This is a genomic window from Marinomonas sp. TW1 (genome assembly GCF_001625355.1).
Lineage (GTDB): Bacteria > Pseudomonadota > Gammaproteobacteria > Pseudomonadales > Marinomonadaceae > Marinomonas.
Genome location: NZ_JSEE01000013.1, coordinates 81,448 through 107,218 on the forward strand (window position 1 = coordinate 81,448; position 25,771 = coordinate 107,218).

A 25,771-nucleotide genomic window follows, 5' to 3' on the forward strand; every position below is an offset into this window, starting at 1 on the left:
GTCTTGCTTAATAAGGGTTTTGAATGTCGTTAAGGTCGACAAAGATGCTCTTGTTTTGCGTGTAGTGGTAAAGCGTGTCGATGCCGTTTTCGCGACCAATACCGGACTCTTTGTAACCACCAACCGGCATTTCTGCAGGGGATGCGCCCCACGCGTTAATCCAACAAATACCGGCTTGCATTTGATTGATAACACGATGAGCGCGAGCGAAGTCCTTAGTAAAGACACCTGCTGCTAAGCCCATTTTAGTGTCGTTAGCACGAGCAATGGCTTCGTCTTCGTCTTTAAAACTCAAGACGGACATGACAGGACCGAAGATCTCATCTTTTACTTGTGGCATGTCGTCGGTGCAGTCGGTGAACACGGTTGGTGCGACAAACGCGCCTTTGTCTAAACCGTTTTCCGTTACTTGGTAACCGCCACATAGCAAGGTCGCGCCAGCGTCTTTCGCTGCTTGGATGTAACCTAAGACTTTCTGCATATGATTTTTCGAGATCAAAGCGCCAACTTGCGTTGCCATGTCCATTGGGTCGCCGATAATCATGGCTTCAGTGCGTTCTTTAAGTTCTTTGGTAAAGGCTTCAAGAATGTCTTCATGGACAAAGACACGTGTGCCGTTCGTACAAACCTCACCTTGAGTATAGAAGTTCGCCAGCATAGCAGCCGATACCGCTTGATCGATTGGCATGTCTGGGAAGATGATCATAGGGGACTTACCGCCCAGCTCCATGGTCACTTCTTTAAGTGTTTGAGCGGATGCCGTCATCACTTTTTTACCTGTGCCGACTTCACCGGTGAAGGAAACTTTATCGATTTCAGGATGGCTCGTAATCATTTGACCGGTTCGACCATCACCTTGAACGACATTGAAAACACCGTCCGGTAAGCCCGCTTCGGTAAAGATCTCTGCTAGTTTCAGCGCCGTTAGTGGGGTTTCTTCAGACGGTTTGAAGATCATGGCATTACCAGCAGCAAGCGCAGGGCCTGATTTCCACATGGCGATTTGAATAGGGTAGTTCCACGCGCCAATGCCGGCACAAATGCCCAGTGGCTCACGGCGAGTATAGAAGAAGTTACCATTGCCTAAATCTTGGTATTCGCCTTGAATTTTATCGGTCAGACCCGCGTAATATTCGATCACATCCGCACCGGTTTCAATGTCAACGCAGATGGCTTCTTGTAAAGGTTTACCTGTGTCTAAGACTTCAAGCTTAGCCAACTCTTCGTTGCGCTCACGCAAGATTTCGGCGGCTTTCTTAAGGATACGACCACGCTCGACAGGGCTCATTGCGGCCCAGACTTTTTGACCTTGTTTGGCAGATTCAACTGCAGCATCGAGCTCAGCTTGTCCAGCATGTTCAACCGTTGCGATGACTTCCCCAGTGGCTGGGTTGATGGTTTCGAAATGTTCACCGCTGGTGGATGCATGGTAGCGGCCATGAATGTATTGCTGCTGGTGTGCCATGTTGTTTGCCTCTCTTGATTGGGTTCAATGCCTTGTTACTGGTCGTACTAAGGTATTAATTTTTTATTAAATGCGCGTTTAATAAAAAACATTGTAACATTTTTGCTCACTAATATCAGCCCGTCGACTGAGAGCGACGTAAAGGGTTCATTGTGCGTCGTTTCAAATACGCTGTAACAGTGTAGTGGGTTTTTATGACAAGGTAGGGAAGGTTGGCTTATAAAGGGCAAGAAAATACGGCCCCTCAATTCCGCGGGAATCTTGAGGCACCGTAATAGGTTGGTCGGTGAAATAAGCGATATTAGAGATTTAATACGCCGTTGCTATCATGGCTAACAGGGCTTGGCACATAAGCGTCCGCCATATCGTCGTTGAGCCAATGAACATTGTCTGCCACGTAACGAAATTGGTATGTGTGATCCACTTCCAAATTTAATGTCGAGGCATACAAACCGGTTTTTTGTTTTTTCAGCGGATTGGCTTCTGCGTCCCAGTTATTAAAATCCCCCACAACTGAAACTTTATTGGCATCACCAATGGTTTCTGCAGGCAAGGAAAATTTCACTTTGCATTTTGGCTTAGTCTTTAGGTAGGTTTTCTCAATCATTTTCAGCTCCATATGATTTAACAAGAGAGACTATAACAAGGCTACTGCAAAAGCCTGAGAGGGTAACACTGTATAAAGCAAGGCTTGCGCCAGCTTTGGTAACTCATTAACGGTAATAGAAAAGCCTGTGAGGTATGGCCTCAGCCTAAGACGCTTTTGGGTCAGCGTTCGCCAAATCGTTTCAAAATTGCCCTGTTGTGGGGCTTCACTCACCTTAATTATTATAGAACGTAAATTCACATTTACGCGGGAATATCCGGACTATACTCAAATGGCACTCACAAAAAATAGAAGAGGTGTCTTATGAGTATTCAAATGGTTGTCCTCATCGTATTAAGTCTATTGCTGGTGGCCAAAATCATCTATCTTGTGGCGACGAGAAAAACAGATGAAGAGCAAGAACACTCTGTTCATCATCGTCATCACCATGACCACCATCAATAGTCATGTGTTACAGTAAATTGTGTCTTGTTAGCCTCGGTAGCGTTTATTTTTCGCTTCTTTGACTGTGTTGAGATCGACCAAAACCAACCCGTCTACACAGTAGCCAAAGTCGGCATCCACACCAAAGTCTAAGAAGCGAACGCCACCAGGTTCACATAATTCACTGTATTGCTTGAATAAGGTCGGAACGCTGGCACCAAAGTGACCAAGTTGTTCCTTCAGCACCTTAAAGTCTTCCTCGTAGTTATCACCCGAAAACATATTCTGGATGATGTCTTTGTGCTCAGGATTTACTTGGTATGGCGTGAACGAACGGGCCAGATGTTCTTTATCGGCAAAGTAAAGCTGGTAAAAAGACACAATAAAATCTTTCGCGGCTTGCGGATAACTATTACTCAAACTCACTGGACCAAACATGTAACGAATTTCAGGATGACGATTTAAATAAGCACCGATGCCGTACCATAAATAATCCAGACTGCGTTTGCCCCAATATTTTGGTTGCACAAAGCTGCGTCCTAGCTCGATGCCTTGTTCAAAATACGGTTCCATATCACATGAATAACGAAACAGTTCAGCACTGTAGATACGATTGCTCGACTCGTCTTTCATATAGCGAGCCACTTCGCCAATACGATACGCGCCGACGATTTCCAACTCTTCTTCATCCCACAGAATCAGGTGACGATAATATTGGTCGAACTTGTCCAAGTCTGAACGTTCTCCCGTGCCTTCGCCTACTTTGCGAAACGCGACTTCCCGTAAGCGGCCAATTTCCTTCATGGTGACTGACGCGGCATCGTAGTCGAATAGGTAAATTTGCTTGTTGTCTTTGGTGCTGCCAAGGTGCTCAGACTGTTTTAGTTCGTGTTTAATTAACTGACGATTTTGCGGGTGATCCACTGTTTTTTCGGTTTTTAATAATGGCTTCTTGCCTTTGGCAATGCGGTACAGATGACGTTTGACCAGCTTGTTTTTTTCTTTATCACTCAATGGTAATTGCGCCAATTCTTGGATTGGAATGGCTTGACCCACTTGCATTGGAATCTTGCGGTTGCGCTGGCGAAACATTTCGTTGGCAAGTTGAATGGTGGATAACGGGCGATACACTAACGAGCTGGTGTAAAACAGCATGGAGTTACGGCCACCAATGTGCACCGGCAGCAATGGACTGTTGGTTTTCTGCGCCAACTTAAGATAGTTCTGATTCCATTTCTGGTCTTTCACGCCGCTGGGTGACATGCGGGACACTTCACCGGCAGGGAAAATAATAATGGCTTCTTCGTTATGGAGGCAGTTCATAATCGCTTTGAGTTGCTGGCGGCCGGTTTTGCCCCCGAGGTTGTCGACTGGCAAGACTAAGTCTTTTAAGCCGTCGAAGCCCATCAACATATCATTGGCGACGATTTTAACATCGGGTCGAATTTCACCGACTAAACGCAGTAATGCCAAACCATCTAGAGCACCAAGAGGGTGATTGGCAATGATCATAACGCGACCCACCGCAGGAATATTACGACGATCCATCTGGCTGACTTGGTAACCGAAGTTAAAATGATCCAAGACACGATCTATGAATTCAAAACCAGCACAACTGTCATTTTGCTCAAGAAACTCGTTCACTTCATTCTCATGAAACAAGCGTTTTAATAGGCTTAGCGTTGGGCGAGTGATGAGTGGACTTTTGTCGAAAAACTGAGGTGATTTACTGGCAATCATTTGCTCGACTTGTATCACAATGGCGCTCCGTTCTGAATAAACTTTTGATGATTTATTGTTCAGATTAGAGTGTCGGTGTGACAACGAAGTGACGTTAATATGGCGAAATCATGACCAATTTGTAACAGAAAAAAGTCATACTTTCTGATGTCGCCAGTTCTTATTGCCGTATTTTTATATTAAGAGGGGGAAGGCTATTGAGCGGAGTTATCTTCGTTTGTGTCGTCTTCGAAGCGATAAAAAAAGTTCCACACACAGTAGACGGTCAGTAAAACGGCGAAGCTGGCCCACATGGGTTCATCATAGAGCCATTCGATGCTGGCCCAAACAGCACAAGTTAATGTCGCGACGACACGACGCCAAAATGGCTTGAAAAATTGACGATCAGTTTCACTTAGCATAATCAATCCAACCAAATAGAAATGGGCAGGCTCACACAAATGTCGTTGAATAGTACATGACTGATCAAGAGGCAATGTTGTTGTGCACGCAATGTGCGTGAGCCTGAGGGTGTTACTGTGCTTTTGTTTTGCTGTTGCCCAGTGAAATATGGCGAGATCCGGTTAGTTGAGATTGGCCACTTACACCCGAATCGATCTTGTTAATTTGACCACCTTTCGCGAGAAACTCTTGCATTTGTTTTTCGATGGATTCCGAGGTTTCCGTTGCGGCTGGCTGTTTCTTTTTTGTTGCCATGACTGGTAGTCCTTGTTGTTTAATTGAGCAACTACTATATCAGAGTTTCACATTTTTTTCTTGTTGTGGATGAAAAACATCCGCACCGGAATGGCCGGTGAGAAAAAGCCGCAAACAGAGGCGATCCTTCGCGTTCTGTTTGAGAAATGTTTTAGGCGTGGAACGAGGGCTATAAGCTGGTATGAGGGTGGTAGCGGCGTAAAATTGGGTTTAAGAGGCGGGTAAACCAGCCGGTAAACTCAATAGGCGCGTCTAGCACTGTTAAACAGATGCACTCAGCGTCTTTGGTGACAATTGGCTTGTGCTTGTGTCGGGCGTCACGACTAATGAAATCACCTTGTCGGTAAATGCCTGTTTCGTCGGAGAACGCGCCTTCCAATACTAGGGTAATCTCGTCACCAGTATGAGTATGAGTCGGCATGTGAGCGCCAGCTTTCACTCGCGTCAAGGCAATCTGAGCGCCACCTTCTTCATTATGAAGTGTGGCGATTTTAAACGAAGGCGATAAATGCATCCAAGTCAGATCATCATAGCTCTTAGTAACAAACTGACGCAGGCTTTTGGGAATCTGGTAGCCATTGTTTTCGATCGGTTCAACGATTTTTGCCGTTTGATTCGCGTCAGCTGACGTATCTTGCTGTTCTAATTTGGCAAAAAATTGATCTTTCAAATGTCTTAATTCTTGAGGTGGCATGTGGTTTTGTTCAAACAACTGGGCCCCCAACATTTCTAATTTTTTCACTTGTTGCTGACACTCAGTGCAATGCTCTAAGTGGGTTGCAACACACAAAGAATGTGACAGTGGCAAAGCACCAGCCGCATAATCTGTTAATGTTTCTATTGATGGATGGTAGTGGGTCATCAAATACTACCTCTTTACGTAAATGGTCAGTTTCTGGAGTGCCAATCGGACTCTAGATTTTATGGTTCCAAGCGGGAGAGATAACTCCTCCGCGGCTTCTTTATGAGTTTTACCTTCCAAATACACTTTTGACAGAACTTGTCGTTGGTCAACTGGCAGCTTTTTAATACTTTGCTGAATCATTTGTTGATCTCGCTTTTGCTGCGCATCCTGAAACGGATCTGAGTTTTCGTCAACAATGTTTTGCCAAAGGTATTCTGGGTCAATATCAGACTGGTAGCGGCTGTTCTTGCGCAGATAATCTATCCGAGCGTTTCGGGCAAGGGTAAACACCCAAGTGTTTAATGACGCTGCTTCCGGTTTATAAGTGTGCGCTTTATTCCAAATACGGATCATCACTTCTTGGGCGATGTCATCGGCCATCAAATTCGCGCCTGGCTGGGCGGCCAAACAAAAACTGCGAATCTTTGGCGCATAATGATCAAACAAACGTGCTAAAGCGACTTGATCCCGTTGCTCAGCAATGGCAAACATGTCTTGCACTCTTTGTTTGTCTGGTTCTATTTTGGTTGCGCTTTCCATTTATTACTCCGCTTCAGGAGAAAGGCCAGCGAGGCCTGATCTGAATATTGTTCAATACGTGTATCACTCAATATAAACTTTACGTCGTGATATCTTTTTCGGATCACTGTTTGTTTTAAAAATGTCTAAAATAAAAAAGTGATCCAATTTGCGGTTTACGACGTTTGAAACTTTGATGGACAAAATCATGTCCTTAACGGTAACAACAAAGACAAGTGATGTGTATGACGGACTCTCAATCGCCACCTAATCTTCAATTAATCGATCGGTTTAAAGATTTTTATCGTGATGTGAAGCATCCCAAATTGGGAAGTATAGATCAGGTTTACGCTGATGATGTGCTTTTTAAAGACCCTGTGCATGAGCTCAGAGGGGCGGAAGCTCTGCATACTTACTTGTCTGAAATGAGTGTCAATGTACAAAGTGGGCGCTTTGAGTACCTTGATCAGATCGTTTCCGATGACATGGCCTACATTAAATGGAACATGCATTTTAAGCACCCACGTTTGGGTAAAGACACCATCACAGTTCGAGGTATGAGTCAGGTGCAGTTTCATGACCGCATCTACTTTCACGAAGATGTGTATGATTTAGGTCAACTGATTTATGAGCATGTTCCATTACTAGGTAGCGTGGTAAAAGGCCTAAAAAAGCGCCTAGCCGTATAGGATGAAGGAGACCGCAATGGAACCGCTTAGTGATAAAGAACAAAAAATTGTGTGGATTACGGGCGCCAGCTCGGGTATCGGCCTTGCTCTTGTACAGCGCTATTTAAAGGCGGGTTGGCGGGTCATAGCCAGTGCACGCACGCAAGGTGAATTAGCCAATTTAGCCAAACATGAAAGCCATCTTTCTTTCGTCGCGTTTGATATTGTCGACAAAGCACAGATTGACCCCGTTCGCGACGCCCTCAGTCGATTAGCACCACATCTGGATTGTGCAATACTCAATGCTGGAACGTGTGAATACCTTGATTTAGACGGTGATAATACCGACTGGCAAATGATGGAACGGGTTATGTCGGTGAATTACTTTGGTCTGGTGAACAGCGTTGATGTTTGTTTGCCACTACTAAAGAGAGCTTCTCAACCACTCCTCGTAGGGGTCAGTTCTCAAGCGGTACAAGCGGCGTTTCCTCGCGCTGAAGCCTATGGCGCAAGTAAGGCTGCGATTCGTTATTTTCTGTCCTCACTGCGCATGGATTTAAAAACCGATGGCATTGATGTTAGCTGTATCTTGCCGGGTTTCGTGGATACACCTCTAACACGGAAAAATACCTTTGATATGCCGTTTCTCATGTCGTCCGACGAGGCGGCCAAACGAACCTACCAAGCGTTACAGCATCGCCCCTATGAGTTTGCCTTTCCTAAGCGTTTGACGGCCTTACTTTGGCTCGGTCGTCACTTACCAAAATGGTGGTTAGGAAAGCTTGCCCCAAACAAACATGACAATTTGTAACGACAAAAAACACAGTTGCAGAATATCTTTATTAAGACATCCCAGTTTAAGGAGACGATGAGTGAAAATCGCCATTATTGGTTCAGGGATTTCTGGGCTAACCAGTGCTTATTTATTACAGAAGCAACATGATGTGACGGTATATGAATCCGCTGATCGCATTGGTGGTCATACGGCAACCGTTGAGGTACAAGAAGCGGGGAAAATTCGTGCTATAGACACAGGTTTTATTGTTTTTAATGATTGGACTTACCCAAATTTCATTCGTCTGATGGATGAAATCGGTGTGGTTTCTAAGCCCACGGAAATGAGCTTTAGTGTTAGCTGTCAGCGTACGGGATTGGAATACGGCGGTAATAATCTCAACACCTTGTTTGCTCAACGTCGTAATTTATTGAATTTGCCTTATTTAGGCATGTTAAAAGACATTTTACGTTTTAATAAAGAGGCCATCCAAGATCTTGAAAACGGTCAGTTAAAAGCCGACATCACGCTGGCTGAATATCTACAAGAGCGTGGTTACGGAAAGCGTTTTGCTGAGCATTATTTGATTCCAATGGGCAGTGCCATTTGGTCGTCTACCTTGGATGAAATGATGGATTTTCCGCTGGTGTTTTTCGTACGATTCTTTAAAAATCATGGACTTTTGAGTGTCAGTGATCGGCCTCAATGGCGTGTTATTGAAGGTGGCTCGTCTGCCTATTTGCAACCCTTGGTAGATCGTTTCAAAGACAAGATTGTACTGAATGCCGATATTAAGACCGTTCAGCGTTCAGACCACAACGTGGTATTGGAATTCGCGGATGGTCACAGCGAGATGTTCGACGAAGTGGTATTTGCCTGTCACAGCGACCAAGCGTTGGTTTTGTTGGCGGATTCAAGTAAAGACGAGCAAGAAATTTTAAAGGCCATTCCATACCGTAATAACGATGTGGTATTGCACACGGACACGCATTTATTGCCCAAAGCTAAGTTGGCTTGGTCGAGCTGGAACTATCACTTGAGTGATGTCCGTGATGAGCCCGCGACTCTCAGCTACAACATGAACATCCTTCAACACCTAGACAGTGACACGACCTATGTCGTGACATTGAATCAGACGGACATGATTGATCAGAGTAAGATTCTCGGTCGCTTCCAATATGCTCATCCAACCTTCACCTTAGAAGGCATTCAAGCTCAGTCGCGTTGGTCGGAGATTAATGGTGTCAATCGCACTTGGTTCTGTGGCGCATACTGGCGCAACGGCTTCCATGAAGACGGTTGTTGGAGTGGCGTACGGGTCGCAGAAGGTTTGGGGGTAACATGGTAACCCAGCGTGTCATTTTGACAGTAAGGGTCATGATATGAACGTTGGCTCGCCTGCGACTCATGATGCTCTGCACAGTGGCATTTACTATGGCACGGTACGTCATCGTCGCTTTACACCTCGCGGCCATGCTTTTCAGTATCGGGTTTTTATGATGTATTTTGACCTCGATGAATTGGATCAGGTTTTTTCCATAAGCCCTTGGTGGTCAATGAAAAAATGGTCATTGGCGCGCTTTGTCCGCCAAGACTATTTTGGTGGACCAACACTGCCCATCAAACAAGCGGTTCAAGGTGAAGTCTTTAAACAGCTCGGTTTAAGTCTTAATGGCCCTGTTCGGATGCTGACCAATTGTCGCTATTTTGGTTTTATTATTAACCCCATAACGATTTATTACTGCTTTGATCAAGAAGAGCAACTTCAAGCCATGTTACTCGAAGTGACGAACACGCCTTGGGGCGAAAAAGTCGCCTATGTTTTGAAATGTGATCCAAAACAGCAGGTTCAACGTATCCAATTTGATAAAGCCATGCACGTGTCGCCATTTCATCCGATGAATCATTTTTATGACTGGCGAAGTCGCCAACCAAGTCAGCAGTTAAGCGTGCACATGCAAAATAAAGAATTACAGTCACAAGAATTGGTTTTTGATGCGACGTTGGCTTTGGTAAGACAGCCAATAAGCGCATTTAATTTACGTAAAGTATTGTTTTCTTATCCTTTTATGACCGCAAAAGTGGCGTGGGGAATTTATTGGCAAGCGTTGAGATTGTGGTTAAAGAAAGTGCCATTTTACAGTTATCCAAAAATCTTCACCAAAGTAAAATAACGATTGAGAGGTTCCGTTTGTATGAGTTTGGTCAGTGCAGAAAATCAGAAACAAACTAATAAATCCTCACCATCTCGCCTCGATAATATGGCCAGAAAAATGGTGTTTGCTATGCTCAACCGTCTTGCGATTGGCCACCTGACGCTTGAAGAAGAGGGCATTGTGTTTTCTTTCGGGGAAGCTCGCCATTCTGCCAAACACATTGCGCATATCCGAGTCGAAAATCGCCATGCCTACCGAGATGTTTTTTTTAACAGCAGTATTGGTGCGGGTGAAGCTTACATGAAAGGTCATTGGAGTTCGCCGGATTTGGTTGGGGTGATTCGATTGATGGTGGCCAACTTAAACTTGATTAATAAAATGGATCAGAAGAGACCATTTTGGTCGCGGATTGGCACGAAAATACTGCACAAAATGAATGCCAATACCAAGAAAGGCTCCCGTGATAACATCTCTGCTCACTATGATTTAGGTAACGATTTCTTCTCTCTCTTTTTAGACCCAACCATGATGTATTCTGCGGCCTTCTATCCTGAGAAAAACGCGTCTTTGGAAGAGGCTTCGGTGTTTAAATTGGATCGTATTTGCCAAAAACTGCAGCTCAAAGAAACCGATCATTTATTAGAAATTGGAACAGGTTGGGGTGGGATGGCGATTCATGCCGCTAAACATTATGGTTGCCAAGTCACAACAACAACGATTTCGAAAGAACAATATGAATTCGCGCAAGCGCGTGTCAAAGCGGAAGGTTTAGAAAATAAAGTAACCCTTTTGTTGGACGACTATCGTGACTTGCAAGGGCAATATGACAAGCTGGTGTCGATTGAAATGATCGAAGCCGTGGGTCATGAGTACTACGACAGTTATTTCTCTAAGTGCAGTGAGCTATTAAAACCTGAAGGTTTAATGGTGATTCAAGCCATTACCATCGCAGATCAACGCTACGATTACGCACGTCGCTCGGTGGACTTTATTCAACGTTACATCTTTCCAGGCGGTTGTTTACCATCAAACCAAGTGATAGCAGATAAGATTTCGGCCAAAACAGACATGCAAATCGTCGGTTTGGAAGACATTACAGAGCATTATGCCAAAACCTTAGCAGACTGGCGTATACGTTTTCATGAGGCCCGCCAAGAGGTCGTCAAACAAGGGTTTGATGATGTTTTTTGTCGCATGTGGGATTTCTACTTAGCTTATTGTGAAGGCGGCTTCAAAGAGCGGGCGATCAGCACAGGTCAGTTTGTGTTTGCCAAACCTGAGCATCGCTTAACTTTGCCTTCAGGGGAGTAATAGCGTGGCAAAGAAGGCCATCATTAACGCGGTATTATTTCAAATAATATGGTTTGTATGCCTTCTTATGGGGTCGTTATGGGCATTGTTGGCCACCATGTGTTACCTCGCTTTTCATCACCTATTCATTATGAAAAACCGCCATGAGTGGCGGTTGATTAGTGTCTTTCTGTTGTTGGGTTTTGTTGTCGATGGCAGTTTATTTCGCCTGTCTGTTTTTACATCGACCACCGCATCTTGGACGACATTCGGTGTGCCTCCAGTCTGGCTATTGTGCTTGTGGGTCAGTGTGGCCACCTTATTCGCCCATAGTCTGTCTTTTTTAAGAAAGCGATATGTTCTAGCGGCAGGTTTAGGGTTGATTGGCCCGACCATGAGTTATTTTGCTGGTGCCAACATGGCCGGCATTACTTTGGCCTCGCCACTAATTTATAGCTTATTACTGGTCGCTGCGTTGTGGGCGATGATCTTGCCGTTTGGGGTTTGGCTAACGGATAAATGGCAACTGACTGATAGGAAGGATTAATATGCAGTCAATGTATTCTCTTCGTGTTTTACTCACCAGCACCCTCCTGTTTGCTAGCGGATTGTTGTTTTCGAATGCGCCCAGTTCCGCCATAGGCCAAGCTTTTAGTTTGGAAACGGGAGAGCTGGTTTATACGGAAAAACACATCAAATTAGACCGGGCACAACATCAGGTGATGTATTCTGAACCTGATGGCACCGAGTTTGCGCGCAAACAAATCGACTTCTCAAGGTCTTTAATACGCCCCAGTTTTCAACAGTTAAATGATCGCAATGGCGAAGCGATTGAGGTGAGGCAGGTGGGTGAAACGTTCTTGGTGAAATACCGTAAGCAGAATGGCAGCGAAGCAAAAGAAGACACGGTTGCTGACAAACCCAATATGGTCATAGATGCCGGTTTTGACGCTTTTGTTCGACAATATTGGCAACCTTTGATGTCTGGTAAGGCGATGGACATTGAATATTTGGTTCCCAGTAAGCGCACCACTTTTTCCTTCCGTTTCCAACAGGCTGATTGCCTAGCCGATACATCATCAAGTGCGGTCTGTTTTACTTTGTCGCCCGTGTCTTGGCTGGTCAAGATGGCGGTTGATCCCATTGTGGTGGCGTATGACTCAAGCACGCAAAGATTGCTGCGTTTTACCGGCAGAGCCAACATCAGCAATGCCGCAGGAAAATACCAAAGTGTCGATATTCGCTACCAATACAATGATTGAATTTAGAGGATTTGAATGATGTTTGTGAGATACAAAAAATGGCTCATGGTGTTATTGAGCGCCATTACTTTATCGGCTTGTTCTACGGCGGATGTGTCCATTTACGCCAACAACACCCCTAAGTTTGAGCTACAGTCTTTTTTTTCTGGCCAATTGCGCGCCCATGGTATTTTGAAAAATCGCAGTGGCGAAGTCATTCGTTATTTTAATGCCACGTTAGATGGTAGCTGGGAAAACGGTGTGGGGACTTTAGCGGAAGTGTTTGTGTTTGATGACGGTGAGATTCAGAACCGTACTTGGACCATGACACCCAATGAATCCGGACAATACACAGCAACAGCGAATGACGTGGTAGGCACAGGAAAAATCAACATCGCAGGCAACGCCTTGTTCATGAAATACGTACTGCAAGTGCCTTACGATGGCGACATTATCGAGGTAACCGTTGACGATCGCATGTATATGGTCAAAGACGGCGTAGTGATCAATGAATCCGTGATGACCAAGTTCGGCTTCGAAGTGGGTTACCTGTCTATCGTGATTGAAAAGGTGTGATTCTGTCTTATCTTTACCGCTTCTGAGCGAGTAGTGATTTAGGTGAAAAACCATAATAGCGACTAAACGCGGTGCTGAAATTGGAAGGGTGTTGATAGCCGACAAAATAAGCGGTTTGAGACACATTGTGGCCTGTCATTAACCGTTCCCAGGCTTTTTCCATACGAATTTTCAAAAGTAATTGGTGCGGTGATAATTGGTAGATGGCTTTGGTCCCTTGTTTTAGCTTGGTTTCGCTGATGCCAACCGCCTGACAGACGTTGGCTAAGGTGATGGGAAGAGACATATTTTGAATCATATACTGTTTTGCTGAGATGATGCTGGCTTCGTCTCTGTGGTGAAACCTGAGCGGATAGTCTTGTCGACCTTCCTGCAATAAAGATAACTGTTCACTTAATACATTCAACACCAGAATTTGTTTCTCTAAAGGTCGCTCTGGTTGATGAGAGTGCATCAAGGTCATCAATCGCTTTAAGTAATGTAAGGTGTTCGGGCTGGTTCGCGTGTGTTGCTGCTGGGTAGGAAAAGCGACATCCTTGGCCGCTTGCTGAAATGGGATACTAAGGCGATCAAATGCGTCTCCACTTATGAGTATCCGCAACTGATCGATTTTTTGCCCTTCTTGATATATTCGTTCTCCTTGGCTGTTGCCAACGATCGTCAATGTGGTGTGGTTTTCCGAAAAGACTAAATCGTCTGTTAAGGCACTTTTGCACTGATAAATGGATTGCCCTGATAAACCAAACGTTAAACTCAACCTTGTCTCTGACGTTTCAATCCGGCTTTGTTCAACGAAATTTTGGCTGGTGGTATAACTTGAATAAGCGAGGGTGATACCGGGTTCGATGAGTTCTCTATCAACGTAACACGTGCCTAATACTGCCGGTAAACGTTGTCTTTTTGCGCCATTACATGGCTGATTCACCGAAATAATATCGTTTTGATTCACTCTGTACGTCATCTAATCTTCCCATTTCACACCTTTTCACCGAAATGAATAGGTTTTATGCCGGAATGCATAAAAATACAAATGATAATCACTATTAAAAAATACTAGCATAGTTTCATCTGATTTCGATAAGTGAAATGGCTTTAAGTAAGGGGCTGTGTGTGATTCATACAAGCGCTTTTATTCATTTAAGAGTAAGGAGAACTAATATGCTAAATGATCAAAAAACGAAGCCAAAGGCACCGAAAAAATGGAAAGCCATGTTGTTGGTTTGGCTAACGATCTACCCTTTATTAAACCTGTTTTTTCCGTTACTCGATCCCTATATTGGTCAATTTAGTCTACCCCTACGTTTGCTTATTATGACGATCATTATTGTCCCTATTATGAGTAGCATTTTGGCATTCCTGCACAAGAAACTCTTCTCTTGGGTGAGAGCCTAATGGCTTGAGTTAAGAGGAGACTGAAGTGTAAAACTTTGTTCGTCTATATTGAATCTAAGGCATGAAGTGCTAAGTTTAAAGCAGTATTAAGAGAGGATAATGCCGTTTGAAAATCAATAAGGTGGACGATGCAAATACCAGACTTACCAGAAGACGAAACGCTTAGACTCAGTAATTTGAGAAGTTTAGGTATTTTGGACACCGATGCAGAAGAGCGTTTTGATCGCGTGACGCGATTGGCGCAGCGCATGTTTGATGTGCCTATCGCATTAGTCAGTCTGGTGGATGAAAGCCGTCAATGGCTCAAGTCCTGCCTTGGTCTGGAAATAAGAGAAGCTTCACGGGACATTTCTTTTTGTGGTCATGCGATCTTGGGATCTGAGCCTTTTATTATTCCTGATGCCTCTTTAGATCCGCGTTTTGCTGACAACCCTTTGGTAACAGGACCACCTAATATTCGATTTTATGCAGGTGTTCCCTTAGCTTACGGTGATGGTACAAAAATGGGCACACTTTGTATTATTGATCAGCGGCCGCATGACTTGTCGGGTCAGGATTTGGAGGCCTTGGTTGACCTAGCGAAAATGGCAGAATACGAACTCTTGGCAACTCACATTGCTTCTGTTGATGAACTCACTCAATTGCTCAATCGTCGAGGCTTTATCCGACAAGCTCAACACCAACTTACTATTCCTTATGCGCTGACAGAGACGTTTTCTTTGGTCTACATGGATCTCAATCTGTTTAAACCTATTAATGACCGGTTTGGCCATGATGAGGGAGATCGTGCTTTGCGGCAGTTTGCCGCATTGATGCAAGAAAATTTTCGTTCTGCCGATATTTTATGTCGATTAGGAGGTGATGAGTTTGTGGTCTTTATGCCAGGCATAGACCTAAAGACTGCCAAGCAGGTGATTGCACGTTTTAAACGTACTGTTGAGCAATATAATCAAGCGTCACTTCATAAATACGATTTGTTGTACAGTGCTGGGTTTGCTGTGACCGATTCTGCAGAGAGAAAATCCATAGACACCCTGTTGAAGGAAGCGGATCAGTCAATGTACGTGGCAAAACAACAAAACCCATCTACTGATTTTAAGTGAAGATAGATAGACATAATACGGCTTCACGATAAACCAAGAAGTGCCTCATCAGGCTGTGATTTTTAGTTAATTAACCTCGGCTGTTCGTTAGAATTCTTCCCCTGAACTGACTTCTCAACAGCCAGTTTTATCTTGATATAACCCATAAAGCACAATACTAACTAAAAGAAAGCTTGACTAAAAAGGTCGAACCACCTCAATATAAAATGGATTTATATCAACTGGTCTAAAGGGCGGAGTCCCAATGAAAAAGACAAAATTCTCGCTGGTACTATTGTTTAGTGTGTTGTTGAGTGCTTGCTCGTCTTCTTTTGTGTACAACAATCTTGATTGGCTGTTGTATTGGTATGTGGATGACTATATTGAATTGACCACAGAGCAAAAGGCCCTTTTGGATGAGCGTGTCGATTCGTGGCATGCTTGGCATCGCTCCGAAGAGCTGAAAACTTATCAAACCCAGCTTAACGCCCTAAGATCACAACTCCAGACAGCTCCCCTTGATCAGCAGCAATGGCTGAATGTGTTTGATGAGGTTCAGCAGAATGTACAACGCTTACGCGATAAAATTGCGCCAGAACTGGCTGTACTGGCGCCGCAATTGTCACCTTCTCAGATAGACAGTCTTTTATCGGCATGGCAGAAAAAACGAGAAGAAAGACAATCCAGAGCGGCGGCTGAAAGCAAAGAGGCGCGTTTAGCGGATCGACAACAGGATTTGACTGAACAGGTAGAAGACAACATTGGCAAATTAACACTAGAGCAAACACAAATCCTCCAGCGCTTTGCGCCGCAATTTATACCAACGTTTGAGTTAAGAATGGCTTATCAAACCCAGCTGCTAAAGAGGGTCAAAGACCTTTTTGCTGACCGTCAGTCACCAGACTTTCCTCAGCAACTGGGCAGTATCATGAGCAATCCAGAGCAATATAAACCCCCACAGTATAAAGCGGCCTCTGAACAGAATCGAATCCTATATGCACAAATGTTGGCTGAGTTAAACCGATCACTGACCAAAAAACAGCAACAATCACTTGATGATGAGCTGCAAGATTGGCTGACATTTTTGAAGGGGTTGATGCGATCTTAACGCCTTGTCTTTTTCTTTCGAAACAGTAGCGCTTATTAATGAACCCATCAGGGGGATGATGAATCGGGTCTTTTGAAGAAAATAGGTTTGGCCTGAGGCGCAAAAGCTTAGTTTTCCTATGCCTTGTATTAGATCGTTTTGTGAAACACTCATGTTCTTAATCGAGCCTATATGGCCCACTTTGGGCGTCGTATACTTTGTCTCGAAATCCAGATACTTCTTTATTGAATACCTTTGTTAAGGAGATTGTATGAGCACACCATTAGACAAAAATGCTTTAGATCAGCTGTTTTTAGAGGCCAGAACCTATAACGAATTCTTAGACACGCCTGTGAATGAGGAAACGATTAAAGCCTTATATGATCTCTGTAAATGGGGGCCGACTTCCATGAATACTCAGCCCGCACGCTTTGTATTTTTGAACAGCACTGAGGGTAAAGAAAGACTATTACCAGCTTTGGCTCCTGGTAATGTTGAAAAAACACGTGGGGCACCATTAACGTTAATCGTTGCTTCGGATTCTGAGTTTTATCAACACCTACCAACGCAATTCCCTGTCATGGATGCCAAACCCATGTTTGAGAATGACGCGGCTTTATCTGAATCAACGGCATTCCGTAACAGCAGCTTGCAAGGCGCCTATGTCATTTTAGCCGCTCGCGCTTTAGGTTTAGCAGCAGGGCCAATGAGTGGTTTTAATCCGGCGGCTGTTGATGCTGAATTCTTTGCCGATGGTCGTTTCAAAACCAATTTCATCATCAATCTAGGTTACGGCAAACCAGAGGGTTACCATCCGCGTGGTCCACGTCTTGATTTTGAGGAGGCCGCTAAGATTCTATAAATCGATAGCGTCCTGATTTTATAAAGGCGGATGTCATTGATGACGTTCGCCTTTTTTATGCGATTCTTTCCCTTCTTATCTTAAACGGCATTAATTGAACGTTATGCTGTATCTCTCCGGTTGTGTTTTAAGGTGCCTACGTCATTTAACGTACCCTCATAGGGTAATTAGCATGGGGCAAAACCTGATGACTTTCGAGCGCTCAGGAACCATTGCATGGGCGACGCCACAAACTCATGCTTTGATGGCAAAGGCACGACTCACACCTGATTGGCAAGCTGACCAGCTAAGCCATCTGGTAAAAGATTGGCTAGATCATTCGCCGCAAGAGGGCAACCGCTTTGAGCCCACGCACGGTCAACAAGCATCTAGAACAAATTTTTCCAAAGCTCGGGGTGGAGAATCGTACCTCGGCAGCGGGCGTGGCGTTACGTATTCAGGCTAATGCAGAGTAAATCGAGCGAATTTGACTCAAAATAAGCCTAGTTGATCCCCTGTCTTGGGTGGCAGGGTAAAACCAGAACAATCTAAATAACCATGACGCTGATCGCTCAAGCCATGTTTGTTACGAGCGATGCGAAAACGCTGATGAATGATGTCCGCAAACAAGCCTTCTCCTGTCATACGTTTGCCAAAACGGCTGTCGTATAGCTTGCCACCGCGCATGTCCATCATGCGCTGTAACACATGAGCGGCTCGCTCAGGAAAATGCTGGTGTAACCATTCCTCAAACAAAGGCGCCACTTCGTGCGGTAAGCGCAGCAGGATGTAATGAATTGCCTGTGCACCGGCGTCTGCGCTTGCAGATATTATGCTTTCCAGCTCGTGATCATTAATAAAAGGAATCACTGGCGCGGCTAATACTGTAACAGGAATGCAAGTGGCAGAGAGTGACCGAATGACCTCAAGGCGTTTACTGCCAGAAGCGGTTCTCGGTTCTAAAATCCGCTTTAAGTCGTTGTCTAACGTCGTCACACTGATGGCAACATGCACCAATCGCTGTTTTGCCATCTCAGATAATAGGTCTAAGTCTCTAAGAATCAAGGCACTCTTGGTGATCAAGGAAATCGGCTGCTTATGCGCTAAGGCCACTTCCAATAAAGAGCGGGTGATCTTTAAGTCTTTCTCAATGGGCTGGTAGGCGTCGGTATTGATGCCCAACGCAATGGGTTCACACTGGTATTTTGGGTGAGCTAATTCTTTTGCCAGTAACTCAGCAGCATTGGTTTTTGCTACTAATTTGGTCTCAAAATCCAAACCTGGAGACAAATCTAGGTAGGCATGAGTGGGCCGTGCAAAGCAATAAATACAGCCATGCTCGCAACCTTGGTAAGGATTGATCGAGAGATTAAAGGGCACATCAGGGGATTGATTGCGGCTGATGATGCTTTTGGCTTGAACATAATGCACCTGAGTCTGCGGTTGCCATGACTCGCGGGCGATCAGAGTGTCCTCGTTGATGTCTTGAGTAACCTGCTGTTTGCTAAAGCGTCCGGCTTGTAGATTACTGGTGCCGCGACCTTTTAGTGGCGAGCTGAACGGGTCTGATGACGACATAACAAAGCCTAAAATACTGTTTATATATACAGTATTTTAGGCTTTTTCAGTGTCGCTGCAAGGACTTTTACGAAAAGTCGGTATGTCGCTTGTGTCGCATCAGGATGACAAAGGCAATGCCACCGACAAGGCCTGTTAAAGCACCAATGGGAATGTCTTCTGGCGGTATGATAGAGCGCGCTGCGGTATCGGCTAACACTAAGAATATGGCACCGAGTAATGCGCTTAAAGGTAATAATTTACGATAATCTCCGCCAACCAAGAGTCGAATTATGTGCGGTACCATTAAACCGACAAATCCTATCACTCCCGAAAACGCCACGGCGGCACCGGTCAGCAAGGCGCAGACTATAATGACAGTAAGGCGAAAGCGGGTGACAGGGATGCCTAAGCTGGCAGCACTTTCGTCGCCTAGCATCATGGCGTTGAGGTAACGTGCTTGATAAATCAGGTAGGCACTGCCAAGAATGAGTGCTGTCAATGGAAACCACAGTTGTTGCCATTGAGCCAACCCTAAACCGCCTAACATCCAAAAAATCGCGGTGTGTGCGGCTCTGTGATCTCCTAGGAAAATCAATAAGTTGCCCATTGCGGTGAGAACAAAGGCCACTGCGACCCCCGATAAAATCAATCGGCTTGCGCTGTAAGAAGCAGAAAAATTCGCCACGCTCAACACCATAAAAATGCCTAGCAAGGCCCCCATAAAAGCAAACAGAGGTACGGTCATCACACCAAGTATCATACCGGTATGCAAGAGTGCAACAATGGCGCCTAATGCGGCACCAGAAGACACGCCTAACAAGTGTGGATCCGCCAAAGGGTTGCGTGTTACGGATTGCAATGCCGCTCCCACTATGGCGAGAGAAGCGCCGACCATGGCGGCCAATAAGCTTCTTGGTAAACGCACAGCCCAAACAATGTTTTCTTTGCCTCTTGACCAATAAGGTTGTGCGTCGAGTAACGATAATTTATGAGCGATGATTTGCCAGACGGTACTTTGGGGAATGGAGACGGAGCCAAAGCTAATCGCCATGCCAATAAAAGCGATTAGGCTCAGACTCAATAATAAAATCAACATAGGCATGCTGCTCAGTCGATTCATAATACGCCATCTAGTGGTGTTCATGGTGCTGCTCTAAAGGCTTTGGCAAGACGTTTTATCGCCGCGATATTACGTGGACCAGGCGTGGCTTCGACGTATTCCAATACCACAAACTGCTTGTTCTTCACCGCAGGAATGTCTTTGAAAGCAGGATTACTAAGCATAAAGTCAATTTTTTGCTGGGCCGTCACTTGGCCATAATTGACTATGATAATGACCTCTGGAGCGCGGTCGATGACGGCTTCCCAACCGACTTGTGTCCAGCTCTTCGCTAGATCGTCCAATATATTCACGCCACCAGCGGCTTCAATGAGCGCCGTTGGCATACCAAATCGGCCAGCCGTGAAAGGTTGCTCTTCACCTGAGTCATACACAAAGGCTTTAACAGGCTGGTCCAACTTAGGCAAATCGGCTTGGAAATCGGCGAGCGATGACTGATAGCTTGCCACCAATTGCTTCGCTTTGTCTTCGACATTGAAAATACGCCCCAGATTGAGTAAATCCAGATACATGTCCTGCATAGAAACCTTGGCTTTATCCATAATGTGGATGCAGCTTTCAGTGAGTTCGTACACCTTGATTCCCAGTGGTGCTAAGGTGTCTGGCGTCACGCCTCCACCGACACGCATACCATAATTCCAACCCGCAAAGTAAAAGTCAGCATCCGCGCCTAATAAGACTTCTTTGGTTGGGTATTTTGCCGATAATTCGGGCAGTTCACCTATGCCTTCACGTAGCTCAGGGGCAAGGGTTTTCCACCCCGAAATGCCGGTAAAGCCTACCATATGATCTTGTAATCCAAGCGCCAGCATCATCTCGGTAAGGTTCACATCGTTTGAGACGGCCGCCGTGGGCGCACGCTCAAAAGTGACTTGTCGATCACAACTTTGCACCGTGATCGGATAATCATGGGCGTTCGCCGGCAGGCTAAATGCGCTGACAACCACGGCCATGCTGAGGACTGTCAAATGGCTAAATAGGGGAGAGGTCATGCTTTTTCCTTATCAGTCTCTAGGTGGAATGAATAACTTGGACGAGGTTTATTAGGTTGAGTGTGAGCCACACTTTCAACACTGAAAACATTGCGAATTTGTGCTTCTGTTAGCGCTTCCAATGGCGGTGCGCAATCAATAATATTTCCTGCTTGCATGACCACGATACGATCGGCATAGTTTGCGGCTAAGGACAAATCATGCAATGAGACGATGACAGTACAAGGTAGTTGGCTGAGTAATTCCAGCACTTCGAGCTGATGACGAATGTCTAAATGATTGGTCGGCTCGTCGAGGATTAACACATCGGGTTGTTGGGCTAAGGCGCGAGCAATCATGACTCGCTGTTTTTCACCGCCAGATAGGGTTTCAAAACGACGCTCTTTCAGACTAAGTACGTTTAATGCGGCTAACGCTTTATCGACGATTTGACGATCTTCTTGGCTGCTTTTCCAGCTTAAAGACTTGGGTGTTAAGCCAATCTCTACCATTTCAAAGACGCTCAATCCAAGAGCATGACCAGCATCTTGTAATACAGTGGCAATGCGTTGAGCGCATTGCTTGGCGGATAATGACCAGATGCTTTTACCATCCAACAAAACTTCCCCTTTGTCTGGCGGATTCATGCGGTATAAACAACGTAGCAAGCTGGTTTTTCCGGAGCCGTTTGGGCCCACTATGGTTAACAATTCCCCTGCTTTCACCTCAAGATTAAGAGCGGACAAAAAAGCCGATTGAGCTTTGGGTTGAGTCCAGCTGACATGGTTAAGCTGCATGCTGGCAGGGCGGCATGATTGAAACAAATCCATGACGGATAAGCTCATTGAGGCCAAATGGGGAGAGGGCGGCTTAGTGGACATTAAGGTATCTGGCTCATTTAAAAATGTTATAATATAACAAAATAAACCATAATGGAAAGAGACTCAATAGGCGTCGACTTTAAATGGAGAAAAGTCGTTTATTTTGTTGGCGCCACTATAAAGACGTGACGCTCGGTGAACAAGCGAAATCAGGTGGGAATGATTCAGGTAAAGTTGCAAGAGATTGATAAACAAATGACTGGCGTGCATCTATGGCATCGCCAGTCATTTGTTTATCGCCTGCGAAATGCTTAGACAGTGAAGCGTTTCACGCGACTCGAAAGCTCGTTGGAGTTGAGTAAGGTTTCATTGACGGAGTGACTGATACGTCGAGACACTTCCATGACTTCTTTTGACATATCAGACAGAGAGGACAAGTTTTCATTGATTTCGTCCGTGACTTTACTTTGCTGTTCCGTTGCGCTGGCGGTTTGGGTGGTAAAGTCGTAGATGCGATCCGCCGATTGCTTGACCGTATTTATGGCGTCCATGGTTTGGTGAGAAAGGCTGGCACTGGAGCTGGCCATTTCAACACTTTCACTGATGACATTGACCGCACTGCTGACCCCCGTTTGCAAGTCGGTGATCATGCCTTGTATGTCTTCGGTAGAGGCTTGTGTTTTGCTGGCTAATTCTCGTACTTCGTCTGCGACAACTGCAAAGCCTCGACCTTGTTCACCGGCTCTGGCGGCTTCAATAGCGGCGTTTAAAGCCAATAAATTGGTCTGTTCTGAAATGCCCAGTATCACATCAAGCACGGAGGCAATGCGATCGGATCGAGTCGAGAGTTGATCAATGACCGACGCTGCGCCTTGAATTTGATCCGCTAAGGAGTCCAGTTGATTGATTGCATGTTTTAGTTGTTCCACCCCTTGATCTGCGGAGCGGTTTAGCTCTTGCACTTCATCGACTGTTTGAGCTGCATTCTGTGCCACCTCTCTGGTTGCGCCGCCCATTTCTTCAACGGCGGTGACCACAAAGTCTAACGATTGGTGTTGGCGCTCACTGAGTTGAGCCGATTCTTGCGCTGAGGAACCCAGCCCTGACATTTCTTCACGAATGTGCTCGCAGCCATTTCTTACCTCACCAATAATGCCGCCAAGTTTACCGACAAAGAGGTCTAATTCTCGACTTAACTCCCCCGTTTCGTCTTTTTTAGTACTGTTAATACGGCGTGTTAAGTCCCCATCTCCGGCGCTGATTTCATGCACACCATAGGTGACTCTTTTAATTGCTCGGGAAATATTGCGCGGCGCAAACCAAGCAAGAGAGATACTGAGCATTAACACCAAGACGGCTAAAATCGCCACGGACAGTTTAAAGTTCTCTGCATAAGCGTAAATGCTCTTCAGTTCTAAAGCCGCTATTTCACTGATGCGTTCTTCTGATTGATCGTACAAATTACGGAGTTGGGTGAAGCTGGCTTGGTTTTCCCCAATGAGTTTTACGATGGCTCGATCATATTGATATTGCTTGGTTAGGGTGATGATAAACTCAGTTTGTTGATGCCATAGTTGATATTGGTTTTCGAAATTTATTAATAAATCTCGGATTTCATCCAGCTCACTGGTCATCGCTTGAAAGGATTTCATACGATCATAGGCTTGTTGGGCATTCTCTAGCACGATGCTTTCTTGTTCTGCCACATCTACTCCATGTTTCGCGAAGACCAATGAAGCCAAGGCGAGACGTGATTGATATAAATCGCGATCCGCATTTTGGATGAGGGATGAGCCTGAGGCATATTTCCCCATGTTATTTTGTAAATAGTGAACTAGGCTTTCCGCCGCAATCACGACGACCAAAAAGGTGACGGCCAAACCGCCAAATGCAAAAGTGTAGCGGCCCCGAATGGTTTGAAATAGTGACATGAAGCGTTCCTTGAATGTGAAACTATTAATTAATAGAAGTGAATAACTTCCTTGCTATACAACGGTCTAAAACTTTCAGAGCATTTATGAAAAGACAATAGCGCTCATTTAACAGTGGCACTTTATTCTTTATGTGCAAAAAAAAGATTGTAACTTTTTTTATCTGCCCTTTTGGGTATGGCTTGCTGACGGGATGAAGACCGACGATGCTCCGTGTGTTTTGTTAGGAGCCTTCGTCAGTCTGGTAGGGGGCTGATCGTTAAACGGATTGCTGAGTTTGATCCTGTGGTGCTTATTGATTATCAGTGATGGGAATGTACCAGCTTTGTGCTTGAATCGATTGTATCCAGCGTTGCACATTGGGGTAATCAGACAATTGATAAGCGCCACCTTCTTCGGCGACATGGGTATACGCAAATAAGCAAATGTCAGCAAGAGTGAGGCGATCGCCAGCGAGATAGCTCTGTTTGGCCAGTTGATCATCCATTAGTTTCAGTGCAGCACGACCTTGTTGAAGGTGCTCTGGTAGCCTTTGCTCTTTTAGTTCTGTCATGGCGTTATGGGTTAACCAGAATCGTACCGAAGCAATATTCGGTTCGTGACTGTATTGCTCCCAGAATAACCATTTTGTGACTTCGGCTTTGTCGAGAGGGTTGCTTGGTAATAAATCAGACTGATGTACCTCTGCAAGATACAACAAGATTGCATTACTTTCGCTTAGGCATTGGCCGTTGTCGAGTTCAAGAACAGGGATTTTGCCATTTGGACTGAGGGCGAGAAAGGCCTCTGTACGAGTTTCCCCTTGGGTAATGTCGTATTCTTTTAACTGGTAACTGAGCCCCAACTTGGCGCAAGTAAGGCGGATTTTATAACCGTTTCCAGATGGCAAAAAATCGTGCAATATCATAGTAATACTCCCATAAAGCGAAACTGTAAGGTGTTTTCATCATGGCGTGAGCTTAGGCGAATGAAAAGCGAATTTAATTGATGGCATTGTTAAGCCATTTTGATGAATCAACTCAATGAGAGCCAAACAGAGGTAAGCGGTGGATACGGAATTACTTAAAACACTAGTGGCGATTGTGGATCATGGCAGTTTTCAGCGGGCCGCGATGCAAACTTTTCGCACACCGTCTGCGATTAGCATGCAGATGAAGCGACTAGAAGAGCAGGCTGGAACGCAGTTATTTGTCAAACAAGGCCGAGAGCAAGCTTTGACAGAAGATGGTCAGCGTTTAGTGCATTACGCCAGACGTATCCTGCAGCTACAAGAGCAGGCTTTAATGTCATTGAAAGGCCCGCAGCAAGGGGCCTTGATTCAATTGGGTTGTCCCAACGATTATGTCGCGAACCTATTGCCATTGATTATGGCAACCATGGAAGAAATGGCGCCTAGACTCAGGTTCCGTATTCGTACTGGTACGTCTATCGAGCTGCGAGAGCTGATGGACAAAGGGGAGGTCGATCTTGCGTTGGTGACACGCTCACCTGGCAGTGATGAAGGGTTAGCTTTGTATCAGGATAAAGGCGTATGGGTAGCGAAGAAAGGCTTTGATTGGCAAGCCAATTTGTCGCCTTTGAACTTAGCGATGTACGAGCCAGGGTGTAAATTTCATTCTAGTGCCATTGATGGTTTGCAAAAGAAAGGGGTGGATTACCACTTGTATTGTGTAACGTCTAATTTGGCGTTGATCGAAAGTTTGCTGGTGGCGGAAAAAGCCATCTCAGCCATTGCTAGTGTGAGTGTGAATGAGGCGCTAGAAGTGATTGATAGTGATGTCTTGCCAAGTTTGCCGAGTATTGAAATTGCCTTTAGTCGTTCTGCTGCCGCACCAGAATGGTTGACCATAAAGTGGATTGGAGAAGTGATCACCAAGATACAATCCTAAGCATAAAACTGAGTCAT

29 protein-coding genes are annotated in these 25,771 nt (G+C 45.2%); 15 read left to right on the forward strand and 14 right to left on the reverse strand.

Annotated elements, in window-relative coordinates:
• Positions 1-7: 7 nt before the first annotated feature.
• Both betB and OA79_RS13020 read right to left on the reverse strand, forming a co-directional pair.
• Positions 8-1,465, reverse strand: coding sequence for a betaine-aldehyde dehydrogenase (gene betB, locus OA79_RS13015; RefSeq protein ID WP_063333671.1), 1,458 nt, complete (start codon positions 1,463-1,465; stop codon positions 8-10).
• A 301-nt stretch (positions 1,466-1,766) separates the two neighbouring features.
• Entirely contained in the window at positions 1,767-2,072 is a 306-nt protein-coding gene (locus tag OA79_RS13020; RefSeq protein WP_063333672.1) for an isoamylase early set domain-containing protein, read from the reverse strand.
• 303 nt (positions 2,073-2,375) lie between these two features.
• Between OA79_RS13020 and OA79_RS18250 the strand changes: the two genes are divergently transcribed.
• Positions 2,376-2,516: a hypothetical protein gene (locus OA79_RS18250; protein ID WP_156486273.1), complete on the forward strand. Its 141-nt coding sequence runs from the start codon at positions 2,376-2,378 to the stop codon at positions 2,514-2,516.
• Positions 2,517-2,543: 27 nt separating this feature from the next.
• On the opposite strand, the gene OA79_RS13025 is transcribed toward OA79_RS18250, so the two are convergent.
• From OA79_RS13025 to OA79_RS13045, 5 genes are all read right to left on the reverse strand, one after another.
• Entirely contained in the window at positions 2,544-4,253 is a 1,710-nt protein-coding gene (locus OA79_RS13025) for a GNAT family N-acyltransferase (protein WP_063333673.1), read from the reverse strand.
• A gap of 176 nt (positions 4,254-4,429) precedes the next feature.
• Positions 4,430-4,636 carry a hypothetical protein gene (locus OA79_RS13030; RefSeq protein WP_063333674.1) on the reverse strand — a complete coding sequence of 69 codons (207 nt, stop codon included), beginning with the start codon at positions 4,634-4,636 and terminating at the stop codon, positions 4,430-4,432.
• Between the two features lie 112 nt (positions 4,637-4,748).
• Complete coding sequence (locus tag OA79_RS13035) at positions 4,749-4,931, reverse strand: hypothetical protein (RefSeq protein WP_063333675.1); 183 nt, start codon at positions 4,929-4,931, stop codon at positions 4,749-4,751.
• 169 nt (positions 4,932-5,100) lie between these two features.
• Positions 5,101-5,793, reverse strand: coding sequence for a ChrR family anti-sigma-E factor (locus OA79_RS13040; protein WP_063333676.1), 693 nt, complete (start codon positions 5,791-5,793; stop codon positions 5,101-5,103).
• A gap of 6 nt (positions 5,794-5,799) precedes the next feature.
• A complete protein-coding gene (locus tag OA79_RS13045) occupies positions 5,800-6,375 on the reverse strand; it encodes a sigma-70 family RNA polymerase sigma factor (RefSeq protein WP_063333677.1) in 576 nt (191 codons plus the stop codon).
• Between the two features lie 224 nt (positions 6,376-6,599).
• Between OA79_RS13045 and OA79_RS13050 the strand changes: the two genes are divergently transcribed.
• The 8 genes from OA79_RS13050 (at position 6,600) to OA79_RS13085 (ending at position 13,060) form a co-directional block, all read left to right on the forward strand.
• Positions 6,600-7,043, forward strand: coding sequence for a nuclear transport factor 2 family protein (locus OA79_RS13050; RefSeq protein ID WP_063333678.1), 444 nt, complete (start codon positions 6,600-6,602; stop codon positions 7,041-7,043).
• A 16-nt stretch (positions 7,044-7,059) separates the two neighbouring features.
• Complete coding sequence (locus OA79_RS13055; protein WP_063333679.1) at positions 7,060-7,833, forward strand: SDR family NAD(P)-dependent oxidoreductase; 774 nt, start codon at positions 7,060-7,062, stop codon at positions 7,831-7,833.
• Positions 7,834-7,894: 61 nt separating this feature from the next.
• The gene (locus OA79_RS13060) at positions 7,895-9,145 is read left to right on the forward strand and encodes an NAD(P)/FAD-dependent oxidoreductase (protein ID WP_063333680.1); all 1,251 of its coding nucleotides are present in this window, start codon (positions 7,895-7,897) and stop codon (positions 9,143-9,145) included.
• A gap of 34 nt (positions 9,146-9,179) precedes the next feature.
• Positions 9,180-9,971, forward strand: coding sequence for a DUF1365 domain-containing protein (locus OA79_RS13065; protein WP_063333681.1), 792 nt, complete (start codon positions 9,180-9,182; stop codon positions 9,969-9,971).
• A gap of 21 nt (positions 9,972-9,992) precedes the next feature.
• Entirely contained in the window at positions 9,993-11,264 is a 1,272-nt protein-coding gene (locus OA79_RS13070) for an SAM-dependent methyltransferase (protein WP_063333682.1), read from the forward strand.
• A 4-nt stretch (positions 11,265-11,268) separates the two neighbouring features.
• Positions 11,269-11,790, forward strand: a complete 522-nt coding sequence (locus tag OA79_RS13075; protein ID WP_063333683.1) for a DUF2878 domain-containing protein — start codon at positions 11,269-11,271, stop codon at positions 11,788-11,790.
• Position 11,791: 1 nt separating this feature from the next.
• A complete protein-coding gene (locus OA79_RS13080) occupies positions 11,792-12,505 on the forward strand; it encodes a hypothetical protein (protein ID WP_063333684.1) in 714 nt (237 codons plus the stop codon).
• Between the two features lie 15 nt (positions 12,506-12,520).
• Entirely contained in the window at positions 12,521-13,060 is a 540-nt protein-coding gene (locus OA79_RS13085) for a DUF3833 domain-containing protein (protein WP_063333685.1), read from the forward strand.
• A 13-nt stretch (positions 13,061-13,073) separates the two neighbouring features.
• Here OA79_RS13085 and OA79_RS13090 read toward each other — a convergent pair whose 3' ends face one another.
• Positions 13,074-14,021, reverse strand: coding sequence for a helix-turn-helix transcriptional regulator (locus OA79_RS13090; RefSeq protein WP_063333686.1), 948 nt, complete (start codon positions 14,019-14,021; stop codon positions 13,074-13,076).
• A gap of 197 nt (positions 14,022-14,218) precedes the next feature.
• On the opposite strand from OA79_RS13090, the gene OA79_RS13095 reads away from it, so the two are divergent.
• From OA79_RS13095 to OA79_RS18100, 5 genes are all read left to right on the forward strand, one after another.
• Entirely contained in the window at positions 14,219-14,452 is a 234-nt protein-coding gene (locus OA79_RS13095; protein ID WP_063333687.1) for a hypothetical protein, read from the forward strand.
• Between the two features lie 128 nt (positions 14,453-14,580).
• Positions 14,581-15,555, forward strand: coding sequence for a sensor domain-containing diguanylate cyclase (locus OA79_RS13100; RefSeq protein WP_063333688.1), 975 nt, complete (start codon positions 14,581-14,583; stop codon positions 15,553-15,555).
• 244 nt (positions 15,556-15,799) lie between these two features.
• Positions 15,800-16,642, forward strand: coding sequence for a DUF6279 family lipoprotein (locus OA79_RS13105; protein ID WP_063333689.1), 843 nt, complete (start codon positions 15,800-15,802; stop codon positions 16,640-16,642).
• Between the two features lie 250 nt (positions 16,643-16,892).
• A complete protein-coding gene (locus OA79_RS13110; protein ID WP_063333690.1) occupies positions 16,893-17,483 on the forward strand; it encodes a malonic semialdehyde reductase in 591 nt (196 codons plus the stop codon).
• Positions 17,484-17,824: 341 nt separating this feature from the next.
• On the forward strand, positions 17,825-17,938 hold the full coding sequence (locus tag OA79_RS18100; RefSeq protein WP_442919201.1) for a LuxR C-terminal-related transcriptional regulator: 114 nt from the start codon (positions 17,825-17,827) through the stop codon (positions 17,936-17,938).
• 16 nt (positions 17,939-17,954) lie between these two features.
• Here OA79_RS18100 and OA79_RS13120 read toward each other — a convergent pair whose 3' ends face one another.
• The 6 genes from OA79_RS13120 to OA79_RS13145 form a co-directional block, all read right to left on the reverse strand.
• Positions 17,955-19,040, reverse strand: a complete 1,086-nt coding sequence (locus OA79_RS13120; RefSeq protein WP_063333692.1) for a PA0069 family radical SAM protein — start codon at positions 19,038-19,040, stop codon at positions 17,955-17,957.
• Between the two features lie 67 nt (positions 19,041-19,107).
• Entirely contained in the window at positions 19,108-20,166 is a 1,059-nt protein-coding gene (locus OA79_RS13125) for a FecCD family ABC transporter permease (RefSeq protein WP_082825466.1), read from the reverse strand.
• The gene (locus OA79_RS13130) at positions 20,163-21,134 is read right to left on the reverse strand and encodes an ABC transporter substrate-binding protein (protein WP_063333693.1); all 972 of its coding nucleotides are present in this window, start codon (positions 21,132-21,134) and stop codon (positions 20,163-20,165) included. Before OA79_RS13130 ends, OA79_RS13125 begins: the two co-directional genes overlap by 4 nt.
• Complete coding sequence (locus OA79_RS13135; protein ID WP_231908869.1) at positions 21,131-21,994, reverse strand: ABC transporter ATP-binding protein; 864 nt, start codon at positions 21,992-21,994, stop codon at positions 21,131-21,133. The genes OA79_RS13130 and OA79_RS13135 overlap by 4 nt, the downstream gene beginning before the upstream one ends.
• A 251-nt stretch (positions 21,995-22,245) precedes the next feature.
• Positions 22,246-23,865 (reverse strand): methyl-accepting chemotaxis protein, encoded by a 1,620-nt coding sequence (locus tag OA79_RS13140; protein ID WP_063333695.1) that lies wholly within the window; start codon positions 23,863-23,865, stop codon positions 22,246-22,248.
• A 292-nt stretch (positions 23,866-24,157) separates the two neighbouring features.
• Entirely contained in the window at positions 24,158-24,772 is a 615-nt protein-coding gene (locus OA79_RS13145) for a glutathione S-transferase family protein (protein ID WP_063333696.1), read from the reverse strand.
• A gap of 139 nt (positions 24,773-24,911) precedes the next feature.
• Between OA79_RS13145 and OA79_RS13150 the strand changes: the two genes are divergently transcribed.
• The gene (locus OA79_RS13150) at positions 24,912-25,754 is read left to right on the forward strand and encodes a LysR family transcriptional regulator (RefSeq protein WP_063333697.1); all 843 of its coding nucleotides are present in this window, start codon (positions 24,912-24,914) and stop codon (positions 25,752-25,754) included.
• Positions 25,755-25,771: the final 17 nt, after the last annotated feature.

Bases quoted from the DNA above. Each gene is read 5' to 3' on its own strand.
- OA79_RS13105 (WP_063333689.1), top strand. From the start codon at position 15,800: ATGAAAAAGACAAAATTCTCGCTGGTACTATTGTTTAGTGTGTTGTTG.
- OA79_RS13100 (WP_063333688.1), top strand. From the start codon at position 14,581: ATGCAAATACCAGACTTACCAGAAGACGAAACGCTTAGACTCAGTAAT.
- OA79_RS13125 (WP_082825466.1), bottom strand. From the start codon at position 20,166: ATGAACACCACTAGATGGCGTATTATGAATCGACTGAGCAGCATGCCT.
- OA79_RS13045 (WP_063333677.1), bottom strand. From the start codon at position 6,375: ATGGAAAGCGCAACCAAAATAGAACCAGACAAACAAAGAGTGCAAGAC.
- OA79_RS13030 (WP_063333674.1), bottom strand. From the start codon at position 4,636: ATGCTAAGTGAAACTGATCGTCAATTTTTCAAGCCATTTTGGCGTCGT.
- OA79_RS13070 (WP_063333682.1), top strand. From the start codon at position 9,993: ATGAGTTTGGTCAGTGCAGAAAATCAGAAACAAACTAATAAATCCTCA.
- OA79_RS13035 (WP_063333675.1), bottom strand. From the start codon at position 4,931: ATGGCAACAAAAAAGAAACAGCCAGCCGCAACGGAAACCTCGGAATCC.
- OA79_RS18250 (WP_156486273.1), top strand. From the start codon at position 2,376: ATGAGTATTCAAATGGTTGTCCTCATCGTATTAAGTCTATTGCTGGTG.
- OA79_RS13145 (WP_063333696.1), bottom strand. From the start codon at position 24,772: ATGATATTGCACGATTTTTTGCCATCTGGAAACGGTTATAAAATCCGC.
- OA79_RS13120 (WP_063333692.1), bottom strand. From the start codon at position 19,040: ATGTCGTCATCAGACCCGTTCAGCTCGCCACTAAAAGGTCGCGGCACC.
- betB (WP_063333671.1), bottom strand. From the start codon at position 1,465: ATGGCACACCAGCAGCAATACATTCATGGCCGCTACCATGCATCCACC.
- OA79_RS13135 (WP_231908869.1), bottom strand. From the start codon at position 21,994: ATGTCCACTAAGCCGCCCTCTCCCCATTTGGCCTCAATGAGCTTATCC.
- OA79_RS13080 (WP_063333684.1), top strand. From the start codon at position 11,792: ATGCAGTCAATGTATTCTCTTCGTGTTTTACTCACCAGCACCCTCCTG.
- OA79_RS13095 (WP_063333687.1), top strand. From the start codon at position 14,219: ATGCTAAATGATCAAAAAACGAAGCCAAAGGCACCGAAAAAATGGAAA.
- OA79_RS13090 (WP_063333686.1), bottom strand. From the start codon at position 14,021: ATGACGTACAGAGTGAATCAAAACGATATTATTTCGGTGAATCAGCCA.
- OA79_RS13065 (WP_063333681.1), top strand. From the start codon at position 9,180: ATGAACGTTGGCTCGCCTGCGACTCATGATGCTCTGCACAGTGGCATT.
- OA79_RS13020 (WP_063333672.1), bottom strand. From the start codon at position 2,072: ATGATTGAGAAAACCTACCTAAAGACTAAGCCAAAATGCAAAGTGAAA.
- OA79_RS13085 (WP_063333685.1), top strand. From the start codon at position 12,521: ATGATGTTTGTGAGATACAAAAAATGGCTCATGGTGTTATTGAGCGCC.
- OA79_RS13050 (WP_063333678.1), top strand. From the start codon at position 6,600: ATGACGGACTCTCAATCGCCACCTAATCTTCAATTAATCGATCGGTTT.
- OA79_RS13040 (WP_063333676.1), bottom strand. From the start codon at position 5,793: ATGACCCACTACCATCCATCAATAGAAACATTAACAGATTATGCGGCT.
- OA79_RS13110 (WP_063333690.1), top strand. From the start codon at position 16,893: ATGAGCACACCATTAGACAAAAATGCTTTAGATCAGCTGTTTTTAGAG.
- OA79_RS13140 (WP_063333695.1), bottom strand. From the start codon at position 23,865: ATGTCACTATTTCAAACCATTCGGGGCCGCTACACTTTTGCATTTGGC.
- OA79_RS13130 (WP_063333693.1), bottom strand. From the start codon at position 21,134: ATGACCTCTCCCCTATTTAGCCATTTGACAGTCCTCAGCATGGCCGTG.
- OA79_RS13055 (WP_063333679.1), top strand. From the start codon at position 7,060: ATGGAACCGCTTAGTGATAAAGAACAAAAAATTGTGTGGATTACGGGC.